The 24,361-nt window shown below is 28.6% G+C and carries 25 protein-coding genes; 9 read left to right on the top strand and 16 right to left on the bottom strand.

The features are described 5' to 3' along the window. The first annotated feature begins 13 nt into the window (after nt 1–13). Nucleotides 14–1,375 carry a tetratricopeptide repeat protein gene (locus BRSU_RS05630; RefSeq protein ID WP_048594301.1) on the top strand — a complete coding sequence of 454 codons (1,362 nt, stop codon included), beginning with the start codon at nt 14–16 and terminating at the stop codon, nt 1,373–1,375. A gap of 150 nt (nt 1,376–1,525) precedes the next feature. Here the strand turns inward: BRSU_RS05630 and tsf are convergent, their stop codons facing one another. The 5 genes from tsf to BRSU_RS05605 form a co-directional block, all read right to left on the bottom strand. Further along, nucleotides 1,526–2,380 carry a translation elongation factor Ts gene (gene tsf, locus BRSU_RS05625; RefSeq protein ID WP_048594300.1) on the bottom strand — a complete coding sequence of 285 codons (855 nt, stop codon included), beginning with the start codon at nt 2,378–2,380 and terminating at the stop codon, nt 1,526–1,528. Nucleotides 2,381–2,428: 48 nt separating this feature from the next. Beyond that, the gene (gene rpsB, locus BRSU_RS05620) at nt 2,429–3,244 is read right to left on the bottom strand and encodes a 30S ribosomal protein S2 (RefSeq protein ID WP_028331245.1); all 816 of its coding nucleotides are present in this window, start codon (nt 3,242–3,244) and stop codon (nt 2,429–2,431) included. A 236-nt stretch (nt 3,245–3,480) separates the two neighbouring features. Then, nucleotides 3,481–4,437: an ROK family protein gene (locus BRSU_RS05615; RefSeq protein WP_048594299.1), complete on the bottom strand. Its 957-nt coding sequence runs from the start codon at nt 4,435–4,437 to the stop codon at nt 3,481–3,483. An 86-nt stretch (nt 4,438–4,523) separates the two neighbouring features. Continuing rightward, nucleotides 4,524–5,546, bottom strand: coding sequence for a sugar kinase (locus BRSU_RS05610; protein ID WP_048594298.1), 1,023 nt, complete (start codon nt 5,544–5,546; stop codon nt 4,524–4,526). Between the two features lie 149 nt (nt 5,547–5,695). After that, nucleotides 5,696–7,105: a sialidase family protein gene (locus tag BRSU_RS05605; RefSeq protein WP_245158056.1), complete on the bottom strand. Its 1,410-nt coding sequence runs from the start codon at nt 7,103–7,105 to the stop codon at nt 5,696–5,698. A gap of 174 nt (nt 7,106–7,279) precedes the next feature. Here BRSU_RS05605 and BRSU_RS05600 point away from each other — a divergent pair, with 174 nt between their 5' ends. Further along, complete coding sequence (locus BRSU_RS05600; protein ID WP_048594296.1) at nt 7,280–7,951, top strand: hypothetical protein; 672 nt, start codon at nt 7,280–7,282, stop codon at nt 7,949–7,951. A 78-nt stretch (nt 7,952–8,029) separates the two neighbouring features. On the opposite strand, the gene epsC is transcribed toward BRSU_RS05600, so the two are convergent. The 5 genes from epsC to BRSU_RS05580 all read right to left on the bottom strand — a co-directional run bounded on the left by epsC (nt 8,030) and on the right by BRSU_RS05580 (nt 13,004). Next, complete coding sequence (epsC, locus tag BRSU_RS05595; protein WP_048595140.1) at nt 8,030–8,758, bottom strand: serine O-acetyltransferase EpsC; 729 nt, start codon at nt 8,756–8,758, stop codon at nt 8,030–8,032. An 11-nt stretch (nt 8,759–8,769) separates the two neighbouring features. Continuing rightward, nucleotides 8,770–9,684: a PLP-dependent cysteine synthase family protein gene (locus BRSU_RS05590; protein WP_048594295.1), complete on the bottom strand. Its 915-nt coding sequence runs from the start codon at nt 9,682–9,684 to the stop codon at nt 8,770–8,772. Between the two features lie 89 nt (nt 9,685–9,773). Continuing rightward, complete coding sequence (gene pepD, locus BRSU_RS05585) at nt 9,774–10,913, bottom strand: beta-Ala-His dipeptidase (RefSeq protein WP_280642066.1); 1,140 nt, start codon at nt 10,911–10,913, stop codon at nt 9,774–9,776. A 5-nt stretch (nt 10,914–10,918) separates the two neighbouring features. Then, nucleotides 10,919–11,260 (bottom strand): hypothetical protein, encoded by a 342-nt coding sequence (locus tag BRSU_RS15000; RefSeq protein ID WP_280642051.1) that lies wholly within the window; start codon nt 11,258–11,260, stop codon nt 10,919–10,921. Nucleotides 11,261–11,381: 121 nt separating this feature from the next. After that, entirely contained in the window at nt 11,382–13,004 is a 1,623-nt protein-coding gene (locus BRSU_RS05580; RefSeq protein ID WP_048594294.1) for a peptide ABC transporter substrate-binding protein, read from the bottom strand. 224 nt (nt 13,005–13,228) lie between these two features. Here BRSU_RS05580 and BRSU_RS05575 point away from each other — a divergent pair, with 224 nt between their 5' ends. Continuing rightward, a complete protein-coding gene (locus BRSU_RS05575; RefSeq protein WP_048594293.1) occupies nt 13,229–15,061 on the top strand; it encodes a methyl-accepting chemotaxis protein in 1,833 nt (610 codons plus the stop codon). Between the two features lie 171 nt (nt 15,062–15,232). Further along, nucleotides 15,233–15,442 (top strand): hypothetical protein, encoded by a 210-nt coding sequence (locus BRSU_RS14665; protein ID WP_053082761.1) that lies wholly within the window; start codon nt 15,233–15,235, stop codon nt 15,440–15,442. Nucleotides 15,443–15,542: 100 nt separating this feature from the next. Here BRSU_RS14665 and moaC read toward each other — a convergent pair whose 3' ends face one another. From moaC to BRSU_RS05550, 4 genes are all read right to left on the bottom strand, one after another. Next, nucleotides 15,543–15,992: a cyclic pyranopterin monophosphate synthase MoaC gene (gene moaC / locus BRSU_RS05565; protein WP_048594292.1), complete on the bottom strand. Its 450-nt coding sequence runs from the start codon at nt 15,990–15,992 to the stop codon at nt 15,543–15,545. 24 nt (nt 15,993–16,016) lie between these two features. Further along, nucleotides 16,017–16,814, bottom strand: coding sequence for a GTP 3',8-cyclase MoaA (locus BRSU_RS05560; RefSeq protein WP_048594291.1), 798 nt, complete (start codon nt 16,812–16,814; stop codon nt 16,017–16,019). Further along, entirely contained in the window at nt 16,798–18,018 is a 1,221-nt protein-coding gene (locus BRSU_RS05555; protein WP_048594290.1) for a molybdopterin molybdotransferase MoeA, read from the bottom strand. The genes BRSU_RS05560 and BRSU_RS05555 overlap by 17 nt, the downstream gene beginning before the upstream one ends. 195 nt (nt 18,019–18,213) lie before the next feature. Continuing rightward, nucleotides 18,214–19,074, bottom strand: a complete 861-nt coding sequence (locus BRSU_RS05550) for an XdhC family protein (protein ID WP_048594289.1) — start codon at nt 19,072–19,074, stop codon at nt 18,214–18,216. Nucleotides 19,075–19,236: 162 nt separating this feature from the next. On the opposite strand from BRSU_RS05550, the gene BRSU_RS05545 reads away from it, so the two are divergent. Genes BRSU_RS05545 through BRSU_RS05525 form a run of 5 tightly spaced genes read left to right on the top strand, consistent with a single transcriptional unit; the run spans nt 19,237 to nt 22,725 of the window. Next, nucleotides 19,237–19,686: an MOSC domain-containing protein gene (locus BRSU_RS05545; protein WP_048594288.1), complete on the top strand. Its 450-nt coding sequence runs from the start codon at nt 19,237–19,239 to the stop codon at nt 19,684–19,686. Continuing rightward, nucleotides 19,658–20,134, top strand: a complete 477-nt coding sequence (locus BRSU_RS05540; RefSeq protein ID WP_048594287.1) for a MogA/MoaB family molybdenum cofactor biosynthesis protein — start codon at nt 19,658–19,660, stop codon at nt 20,132–20,134. The genes BRSU_RS05545 and BRSU_RS05540 overlap by 29 nt, the downstream gene beginning before the upstream one ends. Nucleotides 20,135–20,189: 55 nt before the next feature. Continuing rightward, nucleotides 20,190–20,981 carry a molybdate ABC transporter substrate-binding protein gene (modA, locus tag BRSU_RS05535; protein WP_048594286.1) on the top strand — a complete coding sequence of 264 codons (792 nt, stop codon included), beginning with the start codon at nt 20,190–20,192 and terminating at the stop codon, nt 20,979–20,981. A 4-nt stretch (nt 20,982–20,985) separates the two neighbouring features. Then, nucleotides 20,986–21,654, top strand: coding sequence for a molybdate ABC transporter permease subunit (gene modB, locus BRSU_RS05530; protein ID WP_014487826.1), 669 nt, complete (start codon nt 20,986–20,988; stop codon nt 21,652–21,654). A gap of 18 nt (nt 21,655–21,672) precedes the next feature. After that, a complete protein-coding gene (locus BRSU_RS05525; protein ID WP_048594285.1) occupies nt 21,673–22,725 on the top strand; it encodes a sulfate/molybdate ABC transporter ATP-binding protein in 1,053 nt (350 codons plus the stop codon). 66 nt (nt 22,726–22,791) lie between these two features. Here BRSU_RS05525 and BRSU_RS05520 read toward each other — a convergent pair whose 3' ends face one another. Both BRSU_RS05520 and BRSU_RS05515 read right to left on the bottom strand, forming a co-directional pair. Further along, complete coding sequence (locus BRSU_RS05520) at nt 22,792–23,220, bottom strand: PepSY-like domain-containing protein (protein WP_048594284.1); 429 nt, start codon at nt 23,218–23,220, stop codon at nt 22,792–22,794. Between the two features lie 95 nt (nt 23,221–23,315). Next, nucleotides 23,316–24,353: an RluA family pseudouridine synthase gene (locus tag BRSU_RS05515; protein ID WP_048594283.1), complete on the bottom strand. Its 1,038-nt coding sequence runs from the start codon at nt 24,351–24,353 to the stop codon at nt 23,316–23,318. Nucleotides 24,354–24,361 lie beyond the last annotated feature (8 nt).

The raw sequence follows: 24,361 nt of genomic DNA, 5'->3' as shown, positions 1-24,361 counted from the left end.
AGGGATAAGAACCGTGGAAGCTTCATTAATTGTAATATTAGTCTTAATCGTTTTATTAGGTTTTGCCACTCAATATGTTATAAAGAGTGGATCATACCCTATTAAACTAAAAAAAATCGTTCAGGCTTATAATGAACAAAATTATGATGTAGCCATGAGAGAGATTAATACATTAGACCCTAAATATAAAAAAGATGCTAATATATTATGGATGACTGCTAATATGTATTATAAACAGCAGCAATATATATTGGCCATGGCCGCATTACAAAATATGATAGACGGAGCTTATTTTACAAAAGAATTAACAGAATTGTCTGTAAGAGAATTCTTAGCAAAAATATATGAACAAACAGGAAACAGTAAAAAAGCTATAGATGAATATGATATGATCACAAAAATTAGGGATCAGGATTATGATTCATTATATAAAGCAGGACTTGTTTGTTATAATTATGGGGAATGGGTACAAGCACAAAAATATTTCTCATTAGCAGTAGCTCAAAATGATAGTAATCCTCAACTATTGTATATGTTGGCTTTTTGTTTTTATAAAATTCGTTCATATCATGCAGCTCAGCAGCAGATAGAAAAAGCTATTGCTTTAGATAATTCTAATCCTGAGTACCATTTACTTTTAGGTGAAATATTATCTTCAAGCAGAGACTTCCAAAATGCTATAAAAGAATTAGAAATAGCTTATGAAAGTAATGATATATCAGATAAAGATGCAATATCTTTGAATCTTGCCAATTCTTATTATGAACTTGGTAACTTCTCTAAAGCTAGAGAATATTATGGACAGGTTTTAACTAAAGAAAATATAGCAAGTGAAAAAGTTGTAGATGAAAGATACAGATATGCTGAAACTTTGGTAAAAAACAAACAGTTTGAAGCTGCTGTTAAACAATGGGAAATAATTAAATCTATAAGAAACATATACTTAGATGTTGATCAGAAATTAAAGACTTACAGTTCTATTATTGCTAATAATGCATTCAGAACTGCATTGGAAATGGATATTATAGAATATCTTGAAAAATACTTCTATAGAATATTAACATTAAACGGATATGTAGTTACAGATCATACTAAAAAATCCGACACATTAGTATTCTTTGTAACTATTAAGAAATTCGGTTCTGAAGGTCAGTCATATAAGAGTACATTTGCATTAGATACTTCAGGATATCCTATGAGACAGGATACTGTTGATCAGTTTATGGAATATGCAAGACAGTACAAGAGTGCCCACTCTTTCTTAATAAGTATAGGTGACTTTGCTCCTAACTTGAAAGTAGATGATACAGTAATGATCATTGAACCTGAAAGATTTGAGGCTATTATTGAAGGTGTTATATCATTCAGCGATTAATGAACTAATAACTCATTTATTATACTCTATTAAAAAAGGTTATGATTTTTGTCATAACCTTTTTTATTGTTTAAAACTAATTTGTACAAAATAAAAGCGGAGTGCCAAAAATGGCAATCCGCTTAATTTTTATTTTAAGTAATTATTAAATTATAAACCTAATGAAACAATTACAAAATCTTTAATAGTTGCAGTAGAACCTGCTTCTTTAGAAACTTCATCTATTAAACTTTTAATAGAGATTTTGTTGTCAGTAAATAATTTTTGGTCTATAAGAACAGATTCAGAATACCAAGAACTCATTTTACCATCAACGATTTTTTCTATCATATTTTCAGGTTTTCCAGCATCTCTTACTTGTTTTTCAAATATTTCTTTCTGCTCTTTAACAGCATTAGGATCTACTCCTTCTCTATTCAAAGCTAGAGGTTTTTCACTAGCAACATGCATAGCTATTTGATCTGCTATTTCCTGACATTTACCTTTAGGTTTAACGTCAAATTCTACTATAGCAACAAGTTTATTATTGAAGTGAGCATAAGTACCGAAGAAACCATCTGTTTTCATAACTTTAGCTTCAGCAAGTACAGTTTTTTCACCCCATTTCTGTATGCCTTCATTTATCATACCTTGAATAGTATCGCCGTTAGAACCTTTAGCATTTAAAACTGTTTCTACTGATACATCATCTAATCCCATAGCTGTATTAGCAATTTCTTTAGCTAAATTGATAAATAATTCATTTTTAGCAACAAAGTCAGTTTCACACTGAAGTTCTATACAAGCAACTTTTGTTTTATCATCATTAACGCAAAAACCTATAGAACCCTCTTTAACAGTACGTTCATTCTTTTTAGCAGCAACAGCCGCACCTTTTTCTTTAAGAAGGCGAATAGCTTTATCCATATCGCCGTCAGTTTCTTGAAGAGCTTTTTTACAGTCCATTATACCTACGCCTGTACGTTCTCTAAGCTCTTTAATAGTATCCATACTAATATTTGCCATCAATTTTTCCTTTATATTAAATATTTTATTATTAACAATTTATATTAATTACTGATCATCTTCTTGAGAAACACCATATTTTTCAGCAACAGCCTCAGCAGCTTCTGTAGCGCTATTATCATAAACTTCTTCAGAAGATTCATCAGAAGAGCTGTCATGCTTAGCTAATGTTTCTTTTCCTGCTTCATTTTGTCCTTCTATAACAGCAGAAGCAACAACACCTGCAAATAAACTTATAGCTCTTATAGCATCATCGTTACCAGGTATTGGGTGATCTATAACTTCAGGGTTACAGTTAGTATCAACAACTGCTACAACAGGTATTCCTAATTTTCTAGCTTCGCTTACAGCAATAGCTTCCTGCATTGGGTCTATTACGAAAAGCATATCAGGTAAATTTTCCATATCTTTAATACCTGCAAAGTTTTTCTCTAATCTTTCTTTTTCTTTAAGAAGAAGTATAACCTCTTTTTTAGGAAGTTTATCAAAAGTACCATCAACCTCTTCTTTTTCTATCTTTTTGAGTCTTGCAATACTTTTTTTGATAGTAGCAAAATTTGTAAGCATACCGCCTAACCAGCGATTATTAACATAGTACATATCGCATTTTTCAGCAGCTTCTTTAATGCTCTGAGAAGCTTGTTTTTTAGTACCAACGAAAAGAACATTTCCGCCGTTTCTAGCCATTTCTTTTACTGCTTCATGAGCTTTTTTAACATAAGTTAAAGTTTTCATAAGGTCAATGATATAGATATCATTTCTCTCTTGGAAAATAAAAGGTTTCATTCTAGGATCCCATTTTCTAGTTGGGTGTCCGAAATGTACGCCTGCCTCTAAAAGGTCTTTCATAACTGGTAATGACATAATCATATCCTTTAAAATAAAAATAGAGTACCGATTAAGGCACCCTATCCATAAATTTCATATATAAACATTAGTATTATAAAAATCATAATGCTTTGATTACTAAATTAGTAACAATGTCTTTTATGTATTCTAAAACAGAATAACTAAGAACATTTTGCTATTATGGAAAAGTTTACCAATATAATCGGTTTAATATATAATACCATAATATGAAAAAAAGTCAATTATAAATATCAATTATTTCTAAAGAATAAAGCAGCACATCCTAAAACACCAGCATCATTTCCTAAAGAAGCAGGTTTTATTTCAAGATTATTAACCATCATTCTAAGCCCATAATTTCTTACAGCTCTATTAATATGCTCTATCATCATATCAAAGTCCTTACAAAGTCCGCCGCCTATAAGAACCAAGTCCAAATCAAGCATATTCAAAGCCTGTGCTATAGACATACCTAAATAGTAGGAACATTCTGCAATAGTTTCTTTAGCTAATGCATCGCCTTTTTTAGCAGCATCAAATAAAGCCTTAGCCTTTCCTTTATCTAATTCTTCATAAGTTAAAGAAGTAGGAATAACCCCTTTATGAATTTTCTGCTTAGCCATAGCAATGAAGCCGGTAGCAGAAGCATAACGCTCAATACAGCCGCTTGATCCGCAGTTACATTTATCACCATCAGGAACTACAAATACATGTCCGATCTCTCCTGCTCCACCTAAAGAACCTGTAAATAATTTTCCATTAAGTACAAATCCGCCTCCAACACCTGTTCCAAGTGTAACAAACATTACAGACTGATAATCCTTTTCTTTACCGCTTCCATATTTTGCCTCGCCTAAAGCTGCCATACTTGCATCATTAGCTGTCTTTGTAGGCAAATTAAATTTATCGCCTATATCAGAAAATTTTAATCCTTTAAGCCCTGGTATATTTTCAGCTCCTCCCATATGGAGTGTTTCTCTATTCATAACTCCCGGACAGTCTATTCCCAAACCTACAGCTTTATAATCATTAGGTATATTGCTTTTTAATTTTTCAACGAATTCTGTAATAATTTTTTTATGTTCTTCTGTTGTATGACTAGGATTTACATCAAAATTATCTTTATATAAAATATTGCCGTTTTCCTCTATAACAGCACCTTTCATAGATGTTCCGCCAATATCTATAGCTATAACTACTTCTTTCATAATTTAAAACTCCTAGTTATTTATTTTATATATATATAATTGTAGTCTTAAGACTATAAATTGTCAAGAATAAAAATAAATTATAATTATCTTTGAATACGTCCTGAAGCATCTCCATTATAAACTGTCATAACCTCATCAACAGTTACAACATTAAAATCACCATCAATAGAATGTTTCAGACAACTAGCAGCAGATGCAAACTCTAATGCCTCTCTGTCATCTTTACCATTTAAAAGTGAATATATAAGTCCGGCAGCAAAACTGTCTCCGCCTCCTACTCTATCCACTATTTTTATTAAATACTCTTTTGAAAAGAAATATTCTTCTCCATTATAAAGCATACAAGACCATAGATTCTCGCTTGCAGAAATTGAACCTCTTAAAGCGATTCCAACTTTTTTTACTTTAAATCTATCTACTATTTCTTTAGCCACATCTTTATAGCCTTCATGAGATAATTTACCTTCTATTATATTACTATCTTTTGCTTTAATACCGAATACTTTTTCAGCATCTTCTTCATTAGCTACACATATATCAACATAAGGCATTAATTTACTCATAGTTTCATTAGCTTCTTTTGATGTCCATAATTTCTTTCTATAATTTAAATCTAAACTAATAGTAATATTTTTTTCTTTAGCTTTTTTGCAAGCTTCAATACAAACTTCAGCAACATTTTTTCCAAGTGCAGGAGTTATACCTGTAAGATGAAACCATTTAACTCCGTCAAAAATTTTATCCCAGTCAAAATCTTCTTTAGTGCATTGTGATATTGAAGAATTAGCTCTATCATATATTACTTTAGATCCTCTTTGACTTGCTCCTTTTTCAAGGAAATATATACCTATTCTATTACCGCCCAAAACTATATTAGATACATCCACACCATAACGTCTTAATTCATTAATACAAGCCTGTCCTATATCATTATTGGGAAGCTTAGTAACAAATGAAGCATCAACTCCAAAATTAGACAAAGCAAAAGCAACATTAGCCTCGCCGCCTCCGAATCTTACATCCAATGAATTAGCCTGTACAAATCTTAAATTTGAAGGGGGAGAAAGCCTAAGCATTATTTCTCCAAAAGTAACAACTGAAGCCATAGAAAAATCCTTTTAATTTATCACATAATTAACATAATTAACTTAACATAATAGTACATTATATTTATAATTATTTCAATGAAATTCTATAAATAAAAAAAGAAAGGAAACAAATTCCTTTCTTTTTTATAGTTTTATGTAGTATTAAATTACCATCTTCTTCTAAGAGCTTGATTAGGAGGAGTATAAAAATCCTTTTCACTTTCAGGTAAATTTTCTGTAAGCCATCTTAAATTAAACCTTCTAAATACAATATTATAAAGATCTACATAGTCTTTAGTTTCAGGAAATCCTTGTCCAGCTTGTTCTTCAGCCAATGATACTATTGTACCATCTTTTAATCTGGCTAATGCTGCATATCCAGCTCTTCCTCCATTATTTAACATTCTTAACTTTTTCCATGATTCTCCTTCATCATAACTTATAAAAGCTGTAAGATCTCGCCTTCCAAATGGCGAATTTAATGCTAAATGTATAAGTCTGTTTTTATTATATCCCTCTAGAGTAGAAGTAAATAAAATACCTTCAGCATTACAATTACCATCATAAAAATTACCTTTAGGATTAATTTCATTCCATTTAGAACCTACATCAGCAGCAGACTTAAACCACACTCTTTGATTTCCAACTTTACCTGAACGTACAGATAATAAAATTCTTCCATCATTTAATTGAGTAACAACTTTAGGCTCATTTTGAGTTCCTGATTTTCTTTTAGCTATACTTCTAACATACCAAGTATTTCCATTGTCTTCTGAAACTATAACAGCAGCAGCAGCTGTTGTATCTGCTGTACCTTTATTTACTAACATAGCCCCCATTAAAGTACCATTAAACAGTCTTGCACCTGTACCTGAAGCTGCAAACCCCCTATCATAACCAGCCAATTTACCATGACCAAAATCATTAATATCTCCTTTTGCAAGTTCCCAATCACTCCAAGTAAGTCCATCATCTGTACTTCTTGATATCATAATTTTAGAGCCACCAAAACCAGGATCCTGTCTATATGCCCCACCTGCTGCACATAAAACTACTAAATCCCCATTTTTACATGAGAAAAATAATGAATCTCCATGTGATTCTCTATTATTTTTAGCTAAAGGAGGTATAATTATTTCAGGTCCCCAATTTATTCCTCCATCTTCGCTTCTTCTTACAACAATATCTATAGCTTGAGAACCACTGAATCCAACATCCCTATAACTATTTTTTCTATAATCAGCAACTGCTATTATAGTATTTTTTTCTGAAACTGTTATTCCTGGTATCCTATATATTTTTAGAGGTTTATTAGTTTGATTATTTTCTATTTTACTTTCAAAAAGAACTTCTGTTTTCATAAAAGGTTTAACCTGTTTTTCAGGAGGTAAAAACCATTCTGGATCATTTTCACCGCCGCCATCAGGAGGATCTATAGGAGGAGTTATTTCTCCGCCGCCATTACCACTGCCGCTATTTGGAATAAAGGGATTTAACCTTTTAGAACATGAAACCGCTCCAAACACTAACAACCCAATAACTACACAAATCAACAAAATAAAACACTTCTTTTTCATTTTTAACAAACCTTTTCGACAACATAATATATATTTTTCATAAATAAGTTATTTAAACATAACAAAAAAAGCACAATAAGTAAAGTATTTTTTTAAAAAATATTTTTTTATTGACTAAAATTTTAAAATTATTAATATTATATAGTTAATATTTACAATTTTATTGGAGTTTATATGGCACAGAAAAGAATATTTACATTAATTATATTATTTATAATGATATGTAAAACAACATTTTCAGAAGTAAAAGGAGGTTTTGAAGCAATAGTTAATGTTCCTTTAGGTATGGGTATTACCGTAATTCATAAGAATGTAAATGTAGAAGGTAACCCTAAAGGCGAAGTAAATTTTCAGGGAGGCATTGAAGCAAATCTTGGTTATATGTTCCAAATAAAGGAAAAAATGGGAATTAGTTTATTAGGAGTAATGGGATATAGTTATACTGAAACTAAATATTCTAAATATAATAATACAGTACGTTATAAATTTACAGATAATGATTTGTATTTTGGTATAATGCCTAAATTCAATTTTTATTCTTGTTCAATAGGATTAAATATAGGATACAAAATAACATTAACACCAAATTCTTCATATTATACTCCAGAAATAGGTAATATAGAAATAAAACATGATATATATGCTAGACTTTATATGAGAGCTACATTTGATTATTCATTTTTTGTAGGTATAGATTCAGCGGTTAATTTAGGATTTTATGTAGGATACGATTTTGGAAATTATTGGGCTCAAACTAGCAGCTATTTAAATGTTGTAGAGAATGAAACATTCGGCAATGTAGATATAGGTATACAATTTGGATATAGATACGGCCCTAAATTTTAATAACAAATATAATTAATTAAAAAAAGCCTGAATTCCAATCGAATACAGGCTTTATTTTATATTACAATATTATATAGATTATACAGACATATTATCATTAAGAGTTAACTTTCTATTTTCTTCAACCGATTCTAAAACTATACAGTTAGCTCCTATCACAGCATTTGCCCCTATAGTAGTGTTTCCGCCAAATATAGAAGCATTAGCATATATTGTAACATTATCACATACTGTAGGATGTCTTTTCTGACCTTCTAAAGCTCTTCCATTAGTTAATGATAATGCTCCCAACGTAACACCTTGATATATTTTTACATGATGTCCAATAACAGTAGTTTCACCTATAACAATGCCTGTGCCATGATCTATAAAGAAATAATCCCCTATTTCAGCTCCAGGATGAATATCTATACCTGTTTTTGAATGTGCAAATTCGGATATAGTTCTAGCTATCAAAGATTCATTTTGCTTATAAAATATATGTGCTATTCTATAATGAAATATGGCTCTAAATCCCGGATATGTGAATATTATTTCATCATAAGATTTTGATGCCGGATCTGATTGATAAAAAAATTCTAAATCATGTTCTAAACTTATAACAATATCATCAAGCTGTTCTATAAAATCTAATAAGTGAGAATCATCAGTAACTATTTTCATATAAAGTTTAGCTATGCTTTTTTTGACAATATCTCTATTAGGACTTTCTCTAAAAAAATTAGGAAATGCATAATCCCTTATAAGTTTAACTATATCCTTAATATCCTTTTGATTAGGAAGTTCATTAAAAGTTTTCAATTTCATAAAATGAGACCTTAATTCCAAGAGTATCTTTCACCTGTATCAGGCAATATACAAAGCATCTTTATTATAGTATCTTTTTTAGTTAAATTTCTATAAAAATCTATTGCTGCATAAACACTTGCTCCGGAAGATATTCCTACAAGCAGCCCCTCATTAAAACATATTTCTCTTGCTGTATTTATAGCATTATCATCAGATACATCTATTATTTTAGATACAACATTTAAATCTAAAATTTCAGGTACAAAATTAGGACCTATACCCTGTATTTTATGAGCAGAAGTACGTCCTTTTGTAAGTAAAGGAGATGATTCAGGTTCCACTCCTATAACTTTAGTATTTTTATTTTTCTCCATTACATACTTTCCTATTCCTGTTATAGTACCACCTGTACCAATACCAGCAAATATATAATCAATATCCGGAATGTCACTAAATATTTCAGGTGCAGTTGTAAGATAATGAGCATCTATATTAGATTTATTAATAAACTGACCAGGTATAACAGAATCAACTATCTTTTTATTTAATTGTTCTGCTCTTTTTACAGCAGCATCCATTCCTCCATCAACTAATTCTAATTTTGCTCCATAATTCCTTATAAGCTTTCTTCTTTCTTCAGACATAGATGAAGGCATAACTATTATAACATTCAATTTCAGATACTTTCCAATAGCTGCCATAGCAATACCTGTATTACCTGAAGTAGGTTCTATTATAGTTGCACCTTCCTTTAATTTACCTTCTTTGAATAGATCCAATATTATTTGCTTAACAGCTCTATCTTTTATTGAACCTGCTGGATTATTCTTTTCTACTTTTCCATACAACTCTACATTTCCACCTAAATTAAATTTAGATTCTATATTTTGTAATCTTAAAATAGGAGTATTTCCTATCATATCAAGTATATTATTATATATCATAATATCTCCAAAAATATATTATTTATTAATATATATTAATAAACAAATAAAAACAATAGAGAATAAAAATTTTAAAAATACCAAATTAATTATTTCATATTTTTAATAATCTCTTTTAACACTTTCCATACTCTGTCTACTGAAGATATACTTAAATATTCTTTAGGAGTATGAACATTGTAAATATTAGGCCCCATACTAATAATATCAGCATCTTTTAACGCTTGTTTTAATATTCCGCACTCTAAACCAACATGCACAGAAGATACATCAGCATCTTTACCTGTAACAGTTTTATATGCTTTTACCGCTATATCTCTTACTTTTGAATTAGGATCATATTCCCAAGCAGCATATCCATCTTGATCTATAAAAGAAGCATTTGTTAAAGAAGATAAAGCCTTAACCCTTGAAACTATTTCATTTGATGAACTCTCTACAGAACTTCTAATAAATACAGTAGATGTTAATTTATTATTTTTTTCTTTAAGCACTCCATTATTAGCACTTGTCTGAACTAAACCATCTATATCCTTACTCATATAAAGAACTCCGTCAGGTGATAGCATCATAAAATTTATAACATTCTTGCTTAAGTCTTTTTTATAACATTCTTTCACATTTTCAGCATTTGAAACAACTATTTCCATATCAGGATCAACAACTCTATATTCAAATTTTATCTTTTTAGAAAGTTCTTCTATAATATTTTTTACTTTATTCGTATCTTCAGTAGTAATAACGGCATAGGCACTTTTAGCTATAGCATTATGAACAGAACCACCATCTATATAAGAAATATTTATATAATCTTTTACAGAATATAAAACTCTTCCTAATATCTTTATAGCATTAGCTCTCTGTTTATCAATTTCCATACCGGAATGTCCGCCTTTTAGCCCTTTAATCTCTATCTTTAATGAAGGATTATTATTACTCTCTCTCTCTATATTAAATTCAGAAACTGCATTGATACCACCTGCACTGCTTACCCAAAGTACACCCTCAGCCTCAGAATCCAAACTTATAAGAGTTTTACCATTTAAATGTTCATCAGTAACAGAAAATGCCCCTGACATACCGTCTTCTTCATCAGTTGTAATTAGAATTTCCAATGCTGGATGAGGTATATCTTTAGAATCAAGAAAAGCAAGACCATAAGCAACAGCAATACCATCATCTGCACCTAAAGTAGTATCATTGGCCCTTAAAACATCTCCTTCAACTATTAATTCTATAGGATCTTTATCAAAATCATGTTTCGATTCACTAGTTTTTTCACAAAAGGATCTTTATCAAAATCATGTTTCGATTCACTAGTTTTTTCACAAACCATATCCATATGTCCCTGTATAATAACAGGTGCGATATTCTCATAACCTTTTGTAGCTTCCTTCTTTATTATTACATTATTCACTTTATCCTGATATACTTCCAAATTTCTATCTTTGGCAAATTGAACTAAAAAATCACTAATCTGTTTTTCATGTTTAGATCTTCTAGGTATTTTACTTATTTCAGCAAACCATCTGAAAACTTCTTTAGAATCAAGATTATCAAAATTACTTAATAACATATAAATTTCCTCCAAAAACTAATATTATAAGAATCATTTTCCACTATCAATAATTATTTTACAATAAAAAACAAGGGTTTTTCACTCCCTTGTTTTAACACTAATAAAATATAATCAATTTTTAATTTTCACTATTCTCTAAATAAGCATAGAAAAATTTATGTTTACCTAAAACATCATACTGCACATCTTTCAAATTAGGATTAACAAGTACAGGTAAAGTATAAAAATATAAAGGTATGATAGGCATTTCAGACATAAATAAATCTTCAGCTTTATGAAGTATAGGCATTCTTACATTATTATCACCTATAGAAGAAGCCTGTGCTAATAATGTATCATATTGAGGATTATTATAACCTTCAGCATTTTGAGCACTATGGCTTAAGAACATACCTAAAAATGTCATAGGGTCATCGTAATCTCCAACCCAAGCGTTTCTAGCAATCACATAAGATTTATCCAAACGAGTTTGTTGGAATACTGCCCATTCTTCGCTTGATATTGTGCTGTCTATTCCTAAATTATTTTTCCACATCTGCTGTATAGCTTCAAATATAGAAGTATGCTCTCCGGGATTAGTTTTAAAATCTAATACAGGAAAACCTTGACCATCAGGATATCCTGCTTCTGCTAATAATTTTTTAGCTTCTTCTACATTTTTAGTATAATCTTCTGGTTTTAGACTGTAATAATCACCACCATTCGTTCTAAAACTTCCGCTAACATCTGATATTAAAGCTGGTACAACTGCAGCAGCTGGAATCTGTCCGCCTCTTGTAACCTGCTCTACTATATAATTTCTATCTATAGCCAAAGATAATGCTTTACGAACTCTCACATCTTTTAAAGTATCATTAGTATTATTTAAGCTATAATAATAAAGTGCTAAATAAGGTTTGATTTGTAAATATCCTTCCTCTTTTAAAACATCCATATCTTGAGTAGGAACTCTATCAGAAAAATATATAGAACCTTCTTTAATACCTGCTACTACAGATGTTCCATTATCCATTAAAACAAATATTAATTTTTTAGGTACTATAGCTGAAACATTCCAATAATTAGTATTAACTTCCATAACTATCCTATCATCGATAGATCTTTCAGTCATTTTAAAAGGACCGTTTCCTATGTAAGTTTCAGGACTCATAGTCCAACTATCAGGATTAGCTTCTATGATATCCTGTCTTAAAGGAAAATAAACCGGATAAGCCATAAGCTGATCAAAATATGGTATAGGTGCTTCTAATGTTACTTCTAATGTATTATCATCTAAAGCCTTAACACCTAATGAATCAACAGGCATTTCACCTGCTGTAATTTTTTTAGCATTTTTCAAAGGCTCCATTTGATAACTATAATTAGCAGCAGTTTTAGGATCAGTTGCTCTTCTCCAGCTATACACAAAATCATTTGCTGTTACAGGTTTTCCATCTGACCATTTGGCATTGCTTCTAATATGAAATACATATTTAGTACCATTATCACTAATATCCCAACTCTCAGCAACTCCTCCAATTATTTTACCTTGCTTATCTTTTGTTGCAAGTCCTTCAAAAGCATGTATAATATACATACTTCCATCTATAGCGGAATTTAATGTAGGGTCTATAGTTTGAGGCTCTGGACCAACATTAAGTCTTAATACTCCTTCTTCATATTTAGAGCTTCTGCCTCCGCAAGAAATTGCAAATAGAAATATAGTAAAAGAAAAAATTACAGATTTTAAAAGTTTAATCATAAATAAAACTCCCAAAAATAGTTGATATATTTTATCATAGCATAAAATTTCAGTCAATAATATATTACTTAAAATTATTATTAATAAATACTACTAATTTATATATTTAATCAAATACTATTTTTTTTAATATACTATTTGCTATTTTTATATAATAAGGTATATTAATATAGTTTTAAAAAAAATTTTTATTTGTTTTCAATTTAATTAGAGAGGTTGTATTTATGTTGGGTAATAATAAAAGCGGTATTGGAAATAATAGTTTAATATTTAAATTTTTAATACCATATATGGCGGCATTATTTATAATTTGTGTAGCAATATATATTGCATATTTTCCTCAGTATAAAACAAGATTTTTAAATTCCAATAAATATAATACATATAATATTTCATCGGAAATAGAAAATAATATTTCTTCTTTATACGGAAAAATAAATATATTTTATTCTTATGTAGAAAAGGAAGTAAATAGGGATAACTTATTAAACGTATTTAAAAATATTATAAACAATGAGCCTGATTTAATAAATATATTTTATGCTGATACAATACCATATAAAGATGGAGGAACAGTATTAAATACAGTTGGGCAGCTGCCAAACGACTATGATCAAACATCAAGAGAATGGTATAAAAATGCTATAGCTTCAAGAGAAATAGTAGTATCTGAACCTTATGTAGATGTTGTTACTAAATCTATTGTAGTAACTTTTTCAAAAACTATATATGTTAATGGTCAAATCAGCGGTGTAGTAGGAATAGATGTAGATTTTTCTAAAATTATATCTTCAGGTTTAGAAGAAGCAAAAAAATATAACTATAATTTAAATATTATAAATAAAGATGGATTGTATATATATAATCAAAATGAAAACTATATATTAAAAGAAAATATTTTTAATAATAAAGAAATATCTCCATACAAAAATGATATTATGAATAATAATAATTACGCTTGGATAGATAAAAAATTATCATATATATCATCAAAAATAAAAAATAGTAATTGGAATATAATTGTAAGTTTAGATAATAAAGAATTAAATTCATCATTATTAAAATTACTTATACTAATAATATCTGTATTTATAATATTATCAGCAATAGAAGCTACATTAGTAATAGTTATAGCAAAACCTATATCAAACACATTGGATAATACGATTTCTATAATAAAATCTATGTCAAAAGGTAATTTCAATACTCATTTTGATGAAAAAGAATTAAATAAAAAAGATCAAACTGGTGATGTAATAAGAGCTCTTAATGATATGCAAAATAAACTCGGTGATATTATTTACAGCATGAAAGATAATATAAATGGAATTAATAGCTCTGTTAATATTATTACAAATGGCAGTATAGACTTATCTGACAGATCTACATCACAGGCTAGTTCTTTGGAAGAATTAACTAGATCCGTAGAATTTGTATTTTCATCATTAAAAGAAACTGCTGAAAATGCAGGAAACGCAAAAAATATGAGTGAAAAAGTATCAGATGCTACAAGAAACGGAGTAAATGCTATAAATGCTACATCAGAAAATATGGCTTTAATATCCGAGGCTAGTAAAAAGATTTCAGACATAACAAAAATAATAGAATCAATAGCTTTCCAAACTAATATATTAGCTTTGAATGCATCTGTTGAAGCTGCAAGAGCTGGAGATCAAGGAAAAGGATTTGCTGTAGTTGCAAGCGAAGTAAGAAATCTTGCCATAAATGTTGGAAATGCTGCCAAAGATATTACTGCAATAGCTAATGAAACTATTGAAAAAATACAGAATGGAAGTGCATCTGTTCAGGCTTCATCATATATACTTAATCAAATAGAAACATCTGTTAATGATGTACTAACATTATTAACAGAAATATCAAGTGCTATCATAGAAGAAGAAAATAGCCTATCACAAATCAATACTGCTGTTATAGAAATTAATAGAATAACTCAGGACACTTCTAAAATAGCTAGTGATGGAGCAAATGCAAGTAAAGATGTACTTGATAAATCTAATAATATAGTTGATCAAGTTTCTTATTTCCATTTCAATTAATAAAAAATATTCTTTATCTATTATATATCCTTACTTTAATAAGTATATATAATAGATAAATCTATATAAATAATTATTTACAAAAAATAATCATTAATGTTAAAAAAATATTATTATATATACTAATATTTAATATAAAATAATTAAGAATTAATATTATGATTTTTTTTAATGTTATTAATTAGTGCTTCTGCATTTGCAGCTAGTGGTTTTGAGGTAGCAGCAAATATCCCACTTTTAATTTCTATAGGCATACCTATTGTAAATAGCGATGAAAAATATGAAGTGAATGTAGGTATAAATAACGGAATTACTGCTCAACTTGAATATAGATCATATTTTGAAAATGGTATTGGTTTTAGCATATTAGCTAAAATATAATATGCTTTTAATCAATTTTCAAATTATTATACTGATAGAGAATATAAAGAATCAGTAATTAACTCATTTCATAGTTTACAGTTAGGAATTCTTCATAATTTTAACTTTTAGTTTTTGATAATAAAGTAATATCAGATATTCTCATATTCTTATCAACAGCTTTGCACATATCCCATATTGTAAGAGCAGCAACACTAACTGCTGTTAAAGCTTCCATCTCTATACCTGTTTTATAACTGCATCGGCAATAAGATTTTATAACTATTCCGTCTTCTTCTAAAGTAAAGTATAAAGATACCTTTTCTATATTGATATTATGACATAAAGGTATAAGCTCAGAAGTATGTTTTGCTCCCATTATTCCTGCAATCCTAGCAACAGATATGACATCACCTTTCTTTATATTATTTTCTTCTATCAATTTTAGTGTCTCTTTTGATAAATATATTTTTCCTGTAGCTTCTGCAGTTCTTTTTACAATATCTTTATCTCCAACATCAACCATATTGGCATTACCGCTTTCGTCTATATGTGTTAACTTATCATTCATTTTATAACCTCAATTTTTATTTAATTAACCGCCTATCATACTTAATGATTCAGCATCACTATAAGCACCATTTTCAGGCTTTCCTTCAATACATTTTATTATAGAGCCTCTAATATCATCAAAATCAACTTTAAATTTTATATTGCTATGCAAACAGCTGAGTAAATATCCGTCAGATAATAATCTTATTCTATTGCAGTATTTACATCTAGCAGGTCTGTCATAATCTATAGAATCTTTTTTTTGACTATTAAGATTATAATACTCAATAGTTTGAAGTTTAGCATTTATACTCTCAGCATATTTTTTTAATAATGGCAATTCTTCTCTGCTTTTGTCATCATAAACAACAACATTAATCTTTAATTGAAAGCCTAATTCAGAAGCTTTTTTTATTCCTTTCATAGCATCGTATATACTTCCGCCTCTAGTAATATATTTATATCTTTCACTGTCTAAAGTATCAAGGGATATATTTATTGAATCAAGCCCTGCATTTTTTAATTTCTCTGCTATACTGCCAAGAAAAACTGCATTAGTAGTCATAGCTATTATCTCTACTTTATCTATAGTTCTAATCATAGATACAAGCTCATCAATATTCTTTCTTACTAAAGGCTCGCCTCCTGTTATTCTAACCTTTTTTACTCCTAATTCAGAAGCCTCTTTAACTACATTGTATATTTGTTCATAGCTTAAAATTTGACTATGTGTTTTTTTTATAATACCGTCTTCAGGCATACAATATACACATCTTAAATTGCATCTGTCGGTAACAGAAACTCGTATATAATTTATTTCTCTATTAAAGGAATCTAACATCAACTATACTTCCCTTGACAATATCAGAAATTCCAATATCTATTTTTAATATACCATTAGCTTCAGAAAATGATGATATCATAGAAGAATTATTATATTTTATAAGTTTAACTAATAATCTTGTATCATCAAAAAACAAATGAACAGGTATATACTCTAGTCTTTCTGTGTCTTTTCTTTTAAAGTCTTCACTAATTACAGCCTTTATATAATTAGTATCATAATTAACACCTAAACAATTTAATATATAAGGTTTAACCATTATTTCAAAAGTCATAAAAGAAGAAACTGTATTACCAGGTAAAGCAAACACTGCCTTTTTACCTAATTTACCAAAGAACAAAGGTTTTCCAGGCTTCATAGCAACACCATGAAATATTTGATTAACTCCAAGCTCTAATAACTCTTTATGAACATAATCAAAATCTCCCATAGACACTCCGCCGCTTATAAGAACAATATCATTTTCTTCTAATGCCTTATATAATATTTCTTTTATCTCTTTTTCATCATCATTTACTTTTCCATAAAATTTACTACTGCAGGATAAAGCTGAAGTTCTAGCAACAAGCATTGGGGCATTAGCATCGTATATCTGTCCTTCTTTTAAACTTTCTCCTATATTTGCTATTTCATTACCTGTAGATATTACAGCAGTATTTATTTTCTTCTTTACTTCTATATTAGAATAACCAAATCCTGAAAGTATAGCAACATCTTTAGGCAAAAGTATTTTTTTATCTAATATTTTATCTCCGGATTTTTTATTATTGCCTTTTTTTATTACATTATTAGTTATTTCTTTTTTAGTGAAATTTATAATTGTTTTGCCATTTTCTTTTTTTTCTTTTTTTTCTTCTACCCACTCTACTCTATGAACTGCATCGCAATTTTCAGGAATCATAGCACCTGTCATTATTTTTACACATTCCCCGCTTTTAACTTCAATTTTATCGCAAAGTCCTGCATATATAATTTTATCTTCAATTAAAACATAACTATTTTTATTTTCATCTTCTTTTTTATAAGCATATCCGTCCATAGAAGATTTACTAAAAGGAGGATCATCATTCAAAGCATGAACATCATCAACCAAAACTCTGTTATAAGAATCAAGCACTGATATTTTTTCATTACCATAATCTTCAGAATTTTTTAATACCAATTCCAAAGCTTCATTCGGATGTAAAAAAGTTCTAGCCATAAAAACTCCTATTATTGCAATATATATTTATTAATTTTATAAAGTTACAGTTCTAAAAATATAATATAATAAAAATTATATTTAAATTTTTTTTAATTGCAGTAAAATCACTTATAAATAGTAAATGTCTACAATTATTGAATACTTATATTTTATAGTTTATACTTTCCGAATAATATTGTAATTTATAATAAATTAATTTTTTATCTTTCTTCTATTTTCTGCTTTTGCCCTTATAAGTATAAGTTCCGCTGCTATACTTATTGCTATTTCTTCAGTACTCTCTGCCCCTATTGCTATTCCTATTGGAGCATGCACTCTTGCTATCATTTCATCAGTATAATTTTCTTCACTTTTTAATCTGTCATGCAATGTTTTTATTTTGTTTTTACTTCCTATCATTCCAATATATAATGCATTAGTTTTCAAAGCATTTCTTTCAACTATATAATCATGAGAATGTCCTCCCGTAACTATTACTATATAATCTTTATCAGTAATAGTTATTTTATCAAAAACATTTTCATAATTTTTTACTATTATTTTACTAGCATTATGAAATCTGTCTTTATTGGCAAACTCTTCCCTATCATCTATAACAATGCAATTAAAACCTATTTTATACAAAACTTCAACCAAATCATAGGATACATGTCCGCCGCCGAATATATAAACATTACTTTCTTTATCTTCAATTTCTTTTTTCAAATTACTTATCATATCTTTATTATCATTTAAATATACAAATGACATCTCAGCACTTCCTCCGCATACCATACCGATTCCGCCTGCTTCCTGAGGAGTTAAATTATATTTTTTAATAGAACTTTCTTTGTTATCTAAAAATAAATAAGCATCTTTTAAAGCTTCAAACTCCAATAAACCTCCGCCTATAGTACCAACATTTTTTTGTTTATCATCTTCTTTATAAACTATCATAAATGCATCTAATGTTCTTGGAGCAGAGCCTGATATTTTGAGTATTTTTATTAGTTCTGCTTCTATATTATTATTTATAAGTTCCAAAGCTTTATCTAATATTTGCTTATTATTCATTTTAATTTCCCATTAAAAGTAGTTTCAAATAATATTATAATAAATTTTTTGTAATTTTTAAATAAAATTCTAAAAAAAAATTATCTTTATATTGAATATTTTTGTTTTTTGTATAAACTTCTAAATAATAATAGTTTTTTAATCTAAAATTAGAATTGCATTATGGAAAAGAAATATTTCAAATTAATCTCATTAAACATATCAAAAGATACAGGTACAGTGAAAACTCCTGTAGAGAGTATCACTCTAGTAGAAGATAAAGGTGTTCTTAATGATGCCCATTTTAATAAATTGAAAGACAGACAAGTTTCTTTACTTGCTATTGAAGATATAGAATACACTAATGATAAAATGAAAGCCAATCTCAAACCGGGTGATTTTGCTGAAAATATAACAACAAAAGATGTTGAGCTTTATAAACTTCCTATAGGAACAAAAATGTATATAGGTGATACTATAGTAGAAGTTTCTAAAATAGGAAAGGCATGCCATCATGGCTGCGATATAAAGCAATTAGTAGGCGACTGTATTATGCCTAAAAAGGGTATATTTGTAAGAGTTATTAAAGGCGGGGAAATAAAACTTGAAGATACTTGTTATTACTGTATCTGACAGAGCTTTTAAAGGCATTTATGAAGATAAATCAGGTGCTGTTATAGTAAAAACTCTTGAAGATAATCTAAAAGAAAAAATTACAAATATTGAAAAAGTCATAATACCAGATGAATATGATACCATATTAAATACTTTAATTGAAAACAAAAATAAATTTGATATTATAATAACCACAGGAGGAACAGGCTTATCTCAAAGAGATGTAACGCCTGAAGCTACAGAGGCATTTTGTAAAAAGGAAGTTAGAGGAATATCAGATTATATAAGGCAAGAATCTATAAAAGAGACAATATTTGCAACTCTTTCAAGAGGTTATGCTGGAATTAATGATAATGTATTTGTAGTTAATTTTCCTGGAAGCAAAAAAGGTGCTGAATATTGTACTAATTTAATGATTCCTTTACTAGAACATATTATTAGTATGATGAAAGGTGAAGGACATTAAAGATTTTTATAAAGCATATATAAAAACAAAATAAATTCAAAGGGGTTACTGTACTATGAAAAAAATAATATTTATAACTTTATTAATATCTTATTTATTTGTATCATGCGGTTCTTCAAATACTGCGGATAATGCATCACAAACTAATACAAAAAATAAAGAAATATTAGTATTAGCTGCAGCAAGCTTAACAGATGTACTTACAGAATTAGCTAATAACTATAAAACTGAAACAGGAACAACTGTTACATTCTCTTTTGCTTCATCCGGAGCATTACAAACGCAAATAGAAGCCGGATCACCTGCTGATATTTTCTTTTCTGCTGCTCAAAAACAAATGGATGCATTACAGGAAAAAGATTTAATTGACACTGATACAAGAAAAGACTTGCTTGAAAATAAAGTTGTGTTAATATCTCCAACAAATTCAACTTTAAATATAAAATCATTCACAGATATGACAAATGCCAATGTTACTAAAATAGGATTAGGAGAGCCAAAAAGCGTACCTGTAGGACAGTATTCTGAAGAAATATTAAGTAATTTATCTATATTAGATACAGTTAAACAAAAAGCTGTTTATGGTTCTGATGTTAGAAATGTACTTTCTTGGGTTCGCACTGGAGAAGTTGATTGCGGTATAGTTTATGCTACTGATGCTCAAATAGCAAATGACATTAATATAATAGCGGAAGCTCCTGAAGGTACTCATAAAAAAGTTATTTATCCTATAGCAACAATAAAATCTTCAGCAAATAAAGAAGAAGCTAAAAAATTTATAGATTATATATCTAATGATAAAGCTGCTGAAATATTTAAAAACTATGGATTTACTGTAATTAAATAAGATTATGGAATATTCTCCATTAATACTTTCTATAAAAACGGCATTATATTCTACAATAATAACTTTTTTTGTAGGAATATATGCCGCTATTATAGTGGTAAAAATCAAAAAATTCTCATCTCTATTTGATATAATATTCACACTTCCTCTTGTACTTCCTCCTACAGTAGTTGGATTTTTTCTTTTATTATTTTTTGGAAGAAACTCTTTTATAGGAGGCATAGTCGATAAATTAGGATTTCCTTTTGTATTTACATTAAGAGGTGCAGTATTAGCTTCATTTATAGTATCATTTCCGCTAATGTATAGAACTTCAAAAGGAGCATTCGAGCAAATAGATAAAAATATAATCAATGCAGCAAGAACATTAGGAAAATCAGAAAATTGGATATTTTGGAGAGTAATACTTCCAAACACTTGGCATTCCATACTAGGAGGAACTATACTATCATTTACTAGAGCTTTGGGCGAGTTTGGTGCAACTATAATGATAGCAGGAAATATACCAAATAAAACTCAAACAATGTCATTAGCCGTATATACAGCTGTTCAGGCTGGAGATAGAGAATTAGCTTTTAAATGGGTTATGGTAATTGTATTAATATCATTTGTAAGTATAATGATGATGAATGTTATACTTCCTCTTTCTGATACTATAAAAAAGAGATTATAAAAATTATGAGGTTTAATATTGGGTTTAATAGTTGATATAAAAAAGAAGCTGTCTAATTTTGATTTAGATTTACAGTTTGAAGTAAAAAGCGGAGTATTTTCTATTTTAGGAGCTTCAGGCAGCGGCAAAAGTATGGCTTTGAAATGCATAGCAGGAATCGAAAAACCAGACAGCGGATATATAGAATGCAATGGGAATGTTTTCTATGATTCTAAGAAGCATATTAATATAAAGCCTCAAAAAAGAAATGTAGGTTTTTTATTTCAAAATTACGCTTTATTTCCAAATATGACTGTTGAAGAAAATATTAAATGCGGTATAAGAGATAAAAAAAGCAACATTGATATTGAATATATCATGAAAAAGTTTTTTATAAATCATATAAAAAATAAAAGACCAAGAGAAATATCTGGAGGAGAACAGCAAAGAACTGCATTAGCAAGGATATTTGTATCATCTCCGAATATATTAATGCTTGATGAACCTTTAAGTGCTTTAGACTATCATATAAAATGGGAACTAGAAAAATTTATACTATCAACTATAAAAGAATTTAACGGCACTACTCTATTCGTATCGCATAACAGAGATGAAGTATATAGATTATCAGATAATATAGGAATAATTAATAAAGGTAAATTCGATATAATAGATTCTAAATATAATCTTTTTGAAAATCCTAAAACTTATTTCTCTGCACTTCTTACAGGATATAAAAATTTCTCAAAAATAAAAATATTAGAAAATAAAAAAATAGAATGCATTGATTGGAATATCATTTTAGAAATCAAAAATAATAATTTAGAAAATATAGAAAATGCCAACTATATTGGAATGCGTCCTTATTCTTTTTTTGACTATGATGATAATAAAAAAAATGATACATATATAAAATCAAAAATAACAAATATTACTGAAGATATGTTTTCTTATATTATAACTTTAGTACCTCATAACAGTGAAAATCAAATAACTTGGAGATTAGATAAAGATAAATATAAAAATGATTATGAACTTGGAAAAGAAATAAATTTATCATTTAATACTGATGATATAATATTTTTAAAATAAATAAAAGCGGCAAGATTAGTAAAAATCCAACCGCTTTTATTTAAATACATCATTAATTATTAAAAATTAGTCATCGAATTTTTGTCTCATAATCTGTCCGTTTCCTGTTACCATAAGCTCCATCATATTATTTAATTTTAACTTATAATTGCCCCACTCTTTTTCTGCATCTATAACAGCAGCTTGAGGATAAGCATTTTTTACAGCCTGTATAACAGCAGGAGGAAAAGCAGCATCAGGTATAGGAGCATATTCACTGTCTATATTCTGCCAATCACCATTAGCTAAAAAGTCTATAGATACTCCATTTGATAATTGAACATCAAATTTTCTTCCATCTCTTTCAACTTTCCAAATTTGAGTACCAGGGAAAACTCTCTGTATGAATGAACTAGCTTGCTGAGGCAATGCTGAAGGCGGAACTACCATGTCGGCAAAAAGGCTTGAAGCTGATAAAATAAATAATGATGCTAAAAAGATAGATAATTTTTTCATGATTCACTCTCCTTAAATATTGACGTATGTAAATTATCTTTACAATTATAAGTATAGCACTTTTAATATATTTGTCAAGTTTTTTTACAATATTTTTACTTATTTTTTACATTATTTTTTATTTTTTTGATTAGTTCTTTTAAATCTTTGGGTAAAGGAGCTTTTACTTTGATTATTTCATCAGTGATTGGATGATTAAATTTCAAACTATAGGCATGTAAAGCCTGTCTATTGAAAAAACCTTCCGGAATAATACCTTTTTCTATAAAATCATCGAAAACTTTAGGGCCGTATTTACCGTATATTTTATCACCTACCATAAAAAAGCCTTTAGAATATAAATGCACTCTTATCTGATGCATTCTTCCTGTATAGAGCCTAGCCATAACAACAGCATAATCTCCTATTCTTTTTATGGTTTTAAAAGAAGTTTTTGAATATTTTGAACCTTCTATATTTTCTTTATGGAGCATTTGAAATCTTCTGTAATATTTATGTCCGCTTTCAAGCATATAGCCTTCAACAGTGAATTTATCCTCTATATCTTTGGCATTTTCTATTATGGCGATATATGTCTTTTTTATTGAATTTCTTTTATACTGCTTTCCATTTACTTTTCTTCCTGCAAGCATAGCACAAAAATTCGATGCTGATTTACTGCTTCTTGAAAGAACTACGCATCCGCTAGTTTCTCTATCTATCCTATTTAGCATATTTATATTGCTGTTAAGCATGTTTTTAACAATAGTATGAAGTGTATTATGATAATATTTACCAGAAGGTATAACAGGTAAATTAGCTGGTTTATTTGCTATTATTAAATCACCGTCATCATATACTATAGTAACATTTTTATCTACTTCAGGCTCTTTCATTCCTATGATATGATAGGCTATCTCATCGCCTTTTTTTACTGCTCTTGTATATTTTACTTTACTATTATTAAGAAGAACTAAACCCTGACCTATTAAATCCTGCCATTTATTTCTTGAATAATAAGAAAATCTATCTCCCATATATTTATCTAATCTTGTATTTTCTTCAACATCTTCTTCTATACGGCATTTTCTTATTACAGATTTTTTGTATAATTCTTCTATATTTTCATGCAATTTATTTTTTTTCTTTCTCATAAATATGA

This window comes from Brachyspira suanatina, from assembly GCF_001049755.1.
In the GTDB taxonomy this organism is placed as follows: domain Bacteria; phylum Spirochaetota; class Brachyspiria; order Brachyspirales; family Brachyspiraceae; genus Brachyspira; species Brachyspira suanatina.
Note: the sequence above shows the minus strand (reverse complement) of the source record. Positions and strands in the feature narration are given on the sequence as shown.

What these genes read in the sequence shown, in the direction of transcription:
- moaC (WP_048594292.1), bottom strand. Translation starts at nt 15,992, where the DNA reads ATGAATGATAAGTTAACACATATAGACGAAAGCGGTAATGCCAATATG.
- BRSU_RS05550 (WP_048594289.1), bottom strand. Translation starts at nt 19,074, where the DNA reads ATGAATAATAAGCAAATATTAGATAAAGCTTTGGAACTTATAAATAAT.
- epsC (WP_048595140.1), bottom strand. Translation starts at nt 8,758, where the DNA reads ATGAAATTGAAAACTTTTAATGAACTTCCTAATCAAAAGGATATTAAG.
- BRSU_RS05515 (WP_048594283.1), bottom strand. Translation starts at nt 24,353, where the DNA reads ATGAGAAAGAAAAAAAATAAATTGCATGAAAATATAGAAGAATTATAC.
- BRSU_RS05605 (WP_245158056.1), bottom strand. Translation starts at nt 7,105, where the DNA reads ATGAAAAAGAAGTGTTTTATTTTGTTGATTTGTGTAGTTATTGGGTTG.
- BRSU_RS05600 (WP_048594296.1), top strand. Translation starts at nt 7,280, where the DNA reads ATGGCACAGAAAAGAATATTTACATTAATTATATTATTTATAATGATA.
- BRSU_RS05615 (WP_048594299.1), bottom strand. Translation starts at nt 4,437, where the DNA reads ATGAAAGAAGTAGTTATAGCTATAGATATTGGCGGAACATCTATGAAA.
- BRSU_RS05610 (WP_048594298.1), bottom strand. Translation starts at nt 5,546, where the DNA reads ATGGCTTCAGTTGTTACTTTTGGAGAAATAATGCTTAGGCTTTCTCCC.
- BRSU_RS15000 (WP_280642051.1), bottom strand. Translation starts at nt 11,260, where the DNA reads ATGTTATTAAGTAATTTTGATAATCTTGATTCTAAAGAAGTTTTCAGA.
- modA (WP_048594286.1), top strand. Translation starts at nt 20,190, where the DNA reads ATGAAAAAAATAATATTTATAACTTTATTAATATCTTATTTATTTGTA.
- BRSU_RS14665 (WP_053082761.1), top strand. Translation starts at nt 15,233, where the DNA reads ATGTTATTAATTAGTGCTTCTGCATTTGCAGCTAGTGGTTTTGAGGTA.
- rpsB (WP_028331245.1), bottom strand. Translation starts at nt 3,244, where the DNA reads ATGTCATTACCAGTTATGAAAGACCTTTTAGAGGCAGGCGTACATTTC.
- modB (WP_014487826.1), top strand. Translation starts at nt 20,986, where the DNA reads ATGGAATATTCTCCATTAATACTTTCTATAAAAACGGCATTATATTCT.
- BRSU_RS05545 (WP_048594288.1), top strand. Translation starts at nt 19,237, where the DNA reads ATGGAAAAGAAATATTTCAAATTAATCTCATTAAACATATCAAAAGAT.
- BRSU_RS05560 (WP_048594291.1), bottom strand. Translation starts at nt 16,814, where the DNA reads ATGTTAGATTCCTTTAATAGAGAAATAAATTATATACGAGTTTCTGTT.
- BRSU_RS05555 (WP_048594290.1), bottom strand. Translation starts at nt 18,018, where the DNA reads ATGGCTAGAACTTTTTTACATCCGAATGAAGCTTTGGAATTGGTATTA.
- tsf (WP_048594300.1), bottom strand. Translation starts at nt 2,380, where the DNA reads ATGGCAAATATTAGTATGGATACTATTAAAGAGCTTAGAGAACGTACA.
- BRSU_RS05580 (WP_048594294.1), bottom strand. Translation starts at nt 13,004, where the DNA reads ATGATTAAACTTTTAAAATCTGTAATTTTTTCTTTTACTATATTTCTA.
- BRSU_RS05520 (WP_048594284.1), bottom strand. Translation starts at nt 23,220, where the DNA reads ATGAAAAAATTATCTATCTTTTTAGCATCATTATTTATTTTATCAGCT.
- BRSU_RS05590 (WP_048594295.1), bottom strand. Translation starts at nt 9,684, where the DNA reads ATGATATATAATAATATACTTGATATGATAGGAAATACTCCTATTTTA.
- BRSU_RS05575 (WP_048594293.1), top strand. Translation starts at nt 13,229, where the DNA reads ATGTTGGGTAATAATAAAAGCGGTATTGGAAATAATAGTTTAATATTT.